This is a genomic window from Mycobacterium sp. TH-M15, from assembly GCF_057473705.1.
In genome coordinates this window covers 1-5988 of the sequence record NZ_JBYCLB010000578.1, presented here as the reverse complement: position 1 = coordinate 5988, position 5988 = coordinate 1, and the positions used below count along the sequence as shown (strand labels likewise).

The window sequence follows — 5988 nt, the reverse complement described above, 5'->3', positions numbered from 1 at the left end:
GATCGAGATGGACGCCGTCCTGCAGGCCGGCGCCCCGGTGGAGGCGTAAGAAGTCGTAGCACCCACCGCTCTCGCACCTGGCATGTCGGACCAGCTTCCCAAGCCGTCGCGTCATCACGTCTGGCACCTGAGCCGGCGTACCCTGGCCAAGAGTTGGGACGACTCGATCTTCTCCGAGTCGGCACAGGCGGCGTTCTGGTCGGCGCTGTCGATGCCGCCGCTGCTGCTCGGCCTGCTCGGCAGCCTCGCCTACATCGCGCCGCTGTTCGGCCCGGACACCCTGCATCTCATCGAGGAGCGGCTGGTGTCGATGGCGCACAGCTTCTTCTCGCCGAGCGTGGTCGACGAGATCATCGAGCCGACCATCACCGACATCGACAAGGGCGCCCGCGGCGAGGTGGTCTCGTTGGGCTTCGTCATCTCCCTGTGGGCCGGGTCGTCGGCGGTCTCGGCGTTCGTCGACTCGGTGGTGGAGGCACACGGCCAGACCGAGCTGCGCCACCCGGTAAGGCAACGGTTCTTCGCCCTGCTGCTCTACGTGGTGATGCTGGTGTCGGTGATCGTCGCCGCGCCGTTCGTATCCCTGGGTCCGCGCAAAATCGCCGAGTTCGTCCCGGCCTGGAGCCACGTGCTGCACTACGGCTACTACCCCACACTGATCGTCGCCCTGCTGCTCTCCATCACCCTGCTCTACCGGGTGTCGCTGCCACGGCCGCTGCCGTCACACCGGCTGATCATCGGGGCCACGCTGGCCACCGCGGTCTTCTTGGCGGCGACCCTGGGCCTGCGCATCTACCTGACCTGGATCACCCGCACCGGCTACACCTACGGCGCGCTGGCCACGCCGATCGCGTTTCTGCTGTTCGCGTTCTTCGGCGGGTTCGCGATCATGATCGGCGCCGAACTCAACGCCGCCGTTCAAGAGGAATGGCCCGCGTCGGCCACCCACACCGACCAGCTGCGACACCGGCTCCGCGCCCGGGCGCAGCGAACTCCGTCCCCCACCGAGCCGTGCGCCGACCAACCGCGGCCCGACGCCGAACCCGCCGAGCCGGTCAGCCCCGCTTGAGCCTGTCGTAGATCTGTTTGCAATCCGGGCAGACCGGGGATCCGGGCTTGGCCGCCCGGGTCACCGGGAACACCTCCCCGCACAGGGCAACCACGTGGGTACCCATCACCGCGCTCTCGGCGATCTTGTCCTTCTTGACGTAGTGGAAGTACTTCGGGGTGTCACTGTCGGTGCCGTCGTCGGCCCGTTCGTCGACATCGGTGCGCTCGATCGTGTCGGTCTGCATGCCTCACATTCTGCCCAGAACATCGACGATCGGAAAACCGCCCGGCCCCATCGACATCCGGGTGTGGGACAGTGGAGTCATGAAGCACGGCCCCGAGCTGGGTTTCGACGACGACGGCAGGCCGGTCCTGATCACCCGCGCGGAGCCGTCGTTCGAAGTCCAGCACCGCGAGCGGGTGCGCAAGTACCTCACGTTGATGGCATTCCGGATCCCGGCGCTGGTGCTGGCCGCGGTCGCCTACGGCATCTGGCACAACGGCCTGATCTCGCTGGGGATCATCGCAGTGTCGCTGCCGCTGCCGTGGATGGCGGTGCTGATCGCCAACGACCGGCCCCCCCGACGCTCCGACGAACCGGGCCGATTCGGTATGGGCCAGCGGCGCATTCCGCTGTTCCCCACGGCCGACCATCCGGCCCTGGAGCGCCGCCGGCCGGACCCCGCCTGGGCCGAGCCGGCCGATCCTGTCGACCCGAGAGGGCGGCACGACCCCGACGCCGCGCCGTGGGCCGTCGACTCCGCTTCCCCGGGCGACGACTCCGCGTCCCCGACCGGCCGGACTTCTTAACACATTCTCACAATCATCGACGCATTTCCGCAGGTCAACCATGTTGCGAAGACGGTCTAGCGGGAACTCCGCGCCCGGCTCGAGCGTTACACCAGTACAGCTCAAGTCGATCACGGGAGGTCGTAATGGCAAAAGCAGGCGCCACCACTAGCCGGGACCGCGGCGATCTGGACGCGCAGAGCCCCGCTGCCGATCTGGTCCGGGTGTATCTCAACGGCATCGGCAAGACGGCGCTGCTCACCGCCGCCGACGAGGTGGAGCTCGCCAAGCGCATCGAAGCCGGGCTGTACGCACAGCATCTGCTGGACACCCACAAGCGATTCGGCGAGAAGCGGCGGCGCGAATTGGCGGCGGTGGCTCGCGACGGCGAGGCGGCCCGCCGGCATCTGCTGGAGGCCAACCTGCGGCTGGTGGTGTCGCTGGCGAAGCGCTACACCGGTCGCGGCATGCCGCTGCTCGACCTCATCCAGGAGGGCAACCTGGGTCTGATCCGGGCGATGGAGAAGTTCGACTATGCCAAGGGCTTCAAGTTCTCCACCTACGCGACCTGGTGGATCCGCCAGGCGATCACGCGCGGGATGGCCGACCAGAGCCGCACGATCCGTCTTCCGGTGCACCTGGTCGAGCAGGTCAACAAGCTGGCCCGGATCAAGCGGGAGATGCACCAACAGCTCGGCCGCGAGGCCACCGACGAGGAGCTGGCGGCCGAATCGGGTATCCCGGCCGAGAAGATCAACGACCTGCTGGAGCACAGCCGCGATCCGGTGAGCCTGGACATGCCGGTCGGCTCCGACGAGGAGGCGCCGCTCGGCGACTTCATCGAGGACGCCGAGGCGATGTCGGCGGAGAGCGCGGTGATCGCCGAGCTGCTGCACGTCGACATCCGCAGCGTGCTGGCCACCCTCGACGAGCGCGAACACCAGGTGATCCGGCTGCGATTCGGTCTCGACGACGGCCAGCCCCGCACGCTCGACCAGATCGGCAAGCTGTTCGGCCTGTCCCGCGAGCGGGTGCGCCAGATCGAGCGCGAGGTGATGGCCAAGCTACGCAACGGGGAGCGTGCCGACCGACTGCGTTCCTACGCCAGCTGATCGCGCGGCCGCGCAGCGGGAGAAGCGCTGACGCCATTGTCTCGGTCCGCCAAGTAGACTCGCGGCAACGGAAGGTGCCGAATGAACGAGTTGGTTGATACCACCGAGATGTATCTGCGGACGATCTACGACCTCGAGGAGGAAGGCGTCACGCCGCTGCGCGCGCGGATCGCGGAACGGCTGGAGCAGAGCGGTCCCACCGTCAGCCAGACCGTGTCACGGATGGAACGCGACGGGCTGGTGCAGGTGGCCGGCGATCGCCACCTCGAGCTCACCGACAAGGGCCGCGCCCTGGCCGTGGCCGTGATGCGGAAACACCGCCTCGCAGAATGTCTGCTCGTCGACGTCATCGGGCTGCCGTTGGAGGAGGTGCACGCCGAGGCCTGCCGCTGGGAGCACGTGATGAGCGAAGACGTCGAGCGTCGGCTGGTTCAGGTGCTCAACACCCCGACGACGTCACCGTTCGGCAACCCGATTCCGGGGTTGTCCGACCTCGGGGTCGGCCCGGCTTCCGGCGGCGAGGATCCCACCCTGGTGCGGTTGACCGAGCTTCCGGCCGGCTCGCCGGTTGCCGTGGTGGTGCGCCAGCTCACCGAGCACGTGCAAGGCGACGTGGACCTGATCGCCCAGCTCAAGGAGGCCGGCGTGGTGCCCAGCGCCCGGGTCACCGTCGAGGCCGACCCGGGCGGCGGGGTGACCGTGGTCATGCCGGGGCACGCCGATGTCAGCCTGCCGTACGAAATGGCGCACGCGGTGAAGGTCGAGAAGATCTAGCTAACCGGCTCGCCTCCCCAGTCCGCCGCGCGGCGGCATCTGCACCCCGAGGCGGCGCGCCAGCCGGTAGCCGGTGTCGGCGAGGTCACGGATCCGGTCCGGCCGCAGGCCGGACTGCAGCGCAGTATCGAGCATTCCGGCCATCCGGTGGCCCGGCGCGCTGCGCAGCACGGCGTCCAGGGCCACCCCGGCCAGCGGGCCGTCGCCGCGTGCGTAGGCACTGAAGGCCAGCAGCACCAGCGCCTCGGCCCGCCAGGGCTCGGGCAAGACCCGGGACAGCAGCGCCCACAGCGCCTCGGCGTCGCCGGCGGTCTCGGCGATGGAGAGCGCGAACAGCGGATCCCGCACCGCCACGTCGGTCAAGGTGCAGCCCAGCGCCGCCAGCTTCTCGTCGGTCGGCCACCGACCGTCACCGACGGCGGCGACGGCGGCGAGCACGGCCACCACGTCGCCGCGGGCTCGTTCGTCCGGCTCCGCCCCGTTGCGTTCCCGCTCCGTCGCCCGGTCTTCGATCACGGCGGCCACCGCGGCGGCGCTCGGTGAGTCGGCGGCCTCGATCACCGCCTGCAGGTCCGCCCGGCGGGCATACAGTCGCCGCCCGTCCAGCACCGCCGCCGCCGCCAGCGGCGACGCCGTCGGATCGTCGACCGGGCCGCCGTCGCCGCACCCGTCGGCGCAGTGCCAGCGGCCGCCGGGTGCCACCCGGTCCACCACATGCGTCGCCCACAGCTCGATCCCCTGCCCGGACAGTTCGTCGGCGAGGGCGGTGCACAGCCGGCGGTACTGCTCGTTGCAAACCGGACAGGCCGCCCCTTCCGCGTCGACGATGACCGCGATCGCCGCCGCCGGATCGGCCGCCCGGGCCACCTCGGCAAGCTGACCGACCGTGTCGATCAGGGTGTCGGACAGGTCGACGCGGATGACCGATCCGAGCTCACCGCCGTCGACGGCGACCAGGACCAGCGATTTCTCCGGGACGAAACCCAGGATTGCCGGGAGCGCCGCGATCAGTGCACCTGGACGGTTGAGCTTGAAATCGGGCTGTGGTTTCTTCATGACGACCACGTTGGCAACCGGCACCGTCGGCACGCCGCGGCCGAGCGGCTCGGAGCGGCACAGCTGTGGACGATGCCGCAACTGTGAGTGATCGGGACCCCGGTTCGCCGGTGAGCGGAATGGGCCCCGGTACGATCGCGTTCTCAGACGTGCAGACGGTTGACTTTTGTGTCGCGCGGGTCGGCATTGGCCGCTGCGCGGTGACGAGGAGGCGAGATGGCCGACCAGCAACACCCCGACCGGGGCCGGCATTACCGCTCGGAGCAGGGCGGGATGTACGAACTCGAGGTTCCCGCACCACAGTTGTCGACGCCGGACGGGGGTCCGGTGCTGGTGCACGCGCTGCAGGGATTCTCCGACGCCGGCCACGCCATCCGGCTGGCGGCCGAACATCTCACGGCCGCGCTGGACACCGAACTGGTTGCCTCGTTCGCCATCGACGACCTGCTCGACTACCGGTCCCGACGACCGCCGATGACGTTCAAGACCGACCACTTCACCAACTACCAGGAGCCGGAGCTGAGCCTGTACGCGCTGCGTGACAGCGCGGGAACACCGTTCCTGCTGCTGGCCGGTATGGAACCGGACCTGAAATGGGAACGGTTCGTCACGGCGGTGCGGATGCTGGCCGAACAACTCGGAGTCCGCCAGACCATCGGCCTGGGCACCATTCCGATGGCCGTCCCGCACACCCGGCCGGTGACGCTGACCGCCCACTCCAACAACCGTGAGCTGATCGCCGGTCACACGCCGTGGATCGCCGAGGTGCAGGTTCCCGGCAGCGCCGCCAACCTGCTGGAATACCGGATGGCCCAGCACGGTCACGAAGTGGTGGGCTTCACCGTGCACGTCCCGCACTACCTCTCGCAGACCGACTATCCCGAGGCCGCCCAGGTGCTGCTGCAGCAGGTCGCCCAGGCCGGGTCACTGCAGCTGCCGCTGACCGAGCTCGCCGACACCGCCGCCCAGATCCGGACCAAAATCGACGAGCAGGTCGCGGCCAGCGCGGAGGTGGCGCAGGTGGTGGAAGCATTGGAGCGCCAGTTCGACGCATTCATGGCCGCCCAGGAGAACCGGTCGCTGCTGGCCCGCGAGGAGGAGCTGCCCAGCGCCGACGAGCGCGGCGCCGAGGTCGAGCGGGGGCTCGCCCACCAGCCCCGCCACGATAAAACAGGCGGCGGCCGCCGCAGACCGGGCCCCCGGGGGG

General features: G+C 69.4%; 6 protein-coding genes and 1 pseudogene. 5 read left to right on the top strand and 2 right to left on the bottom strand.

The features are described from left to right. Positions 1-82: 82 nt before the first annotated feature. Positions 83-1069: a YihY/virulence factor BrkB family protein gene (locus AC2VNT_RS14230; RefSeq protein WP_486947473.1), complete on the top strand. Its 987-nt coding sequence runs from the start codon at positions 83-85 to the stop codon at positions 1067-1069. On the opposite strand, the gene AC2VNT_RS14225 is transcribed toward AC2VNT_RS14230, so the two are convergent. Further along, positions 1056-1295, bottom strand: coding sequence for a DUF3039 domain-containing protein (locus tag AC2VNT_RS14225; RefSeq protein ID WP_486947472.1), 240 nt, complete (start codon positions 1293-1295; stop codon positions 1056-1058). The genes AC2VNT_RS14230 and AC2VNT_RS14225 overlap by 14 nt on opposite strands. 61 nt (positions 1296-1356) lie before the next feature. On the opposite strand from AC2VNT_RS14225, the pseudogene AC2VNT_RS14220 reads away from it, so the two are divergent. From AC2VNT_RS14220 to AC2VNT_RS14210, 3 genes and pseudogenes are all read left to right on the top strand, one after another. Beyond that, positions 1357-1773: pseudogene (locus AC2VNT_RS14220) on the top strand (DUF3099 domain-containing protein); the annotation flags it as partial. A gap of 212 nt (positions 1774-1985) precedes the next feature. Next, positions 1986-2951, top strand: coding sequence for a sigma-70 family RNA polymerase sigma factor (locus AC2VNT_RS14215; protein WP_486947471.1), 966 nt, complete (start codon positions 1986-1988; stop codon positions 2949-2951). Between the two features lie 81 nt (positions 2952-3032). Next, on the top strand, positions 3033-3725 hold the full coding sequence (locus tag AC2VNT_RS14210; protein WP_486947470.1) for an iron-dependent transcriptional repressor DtxR: 693 nt from the start codon (positions 3033-3035) through the stop codon (positions 3723-3725). Here the strand turns inward: AC2VNT_RS14210 and AC2VNT_RS14205 are convergent, their stop codons facing one another. After that, positions 3726-4781, bottom strand: a complete 1056-nt coding sequence (locus AC2VNT_RS14205; protein WP_486947469.1) for a DUF4192 domain-containing protein — start codon at positions 4779-4781, stop codon at positions 3726-3728. Positions 4782-4997: 216 nt separating this feature from the next. On the opposite strand from AC2VNT_RS14205, the gene AC2VNT_RS14200 reads away from it, so the two are divergent. Continuing rightward, positions 4998-5988: proteasome assembly chaperone family protein (locus AC2VNT_RS14200; RefSeq protein WP_486947468.1), on the top strand; the 991-nt coding region annotated here is incomplete at its 3' end.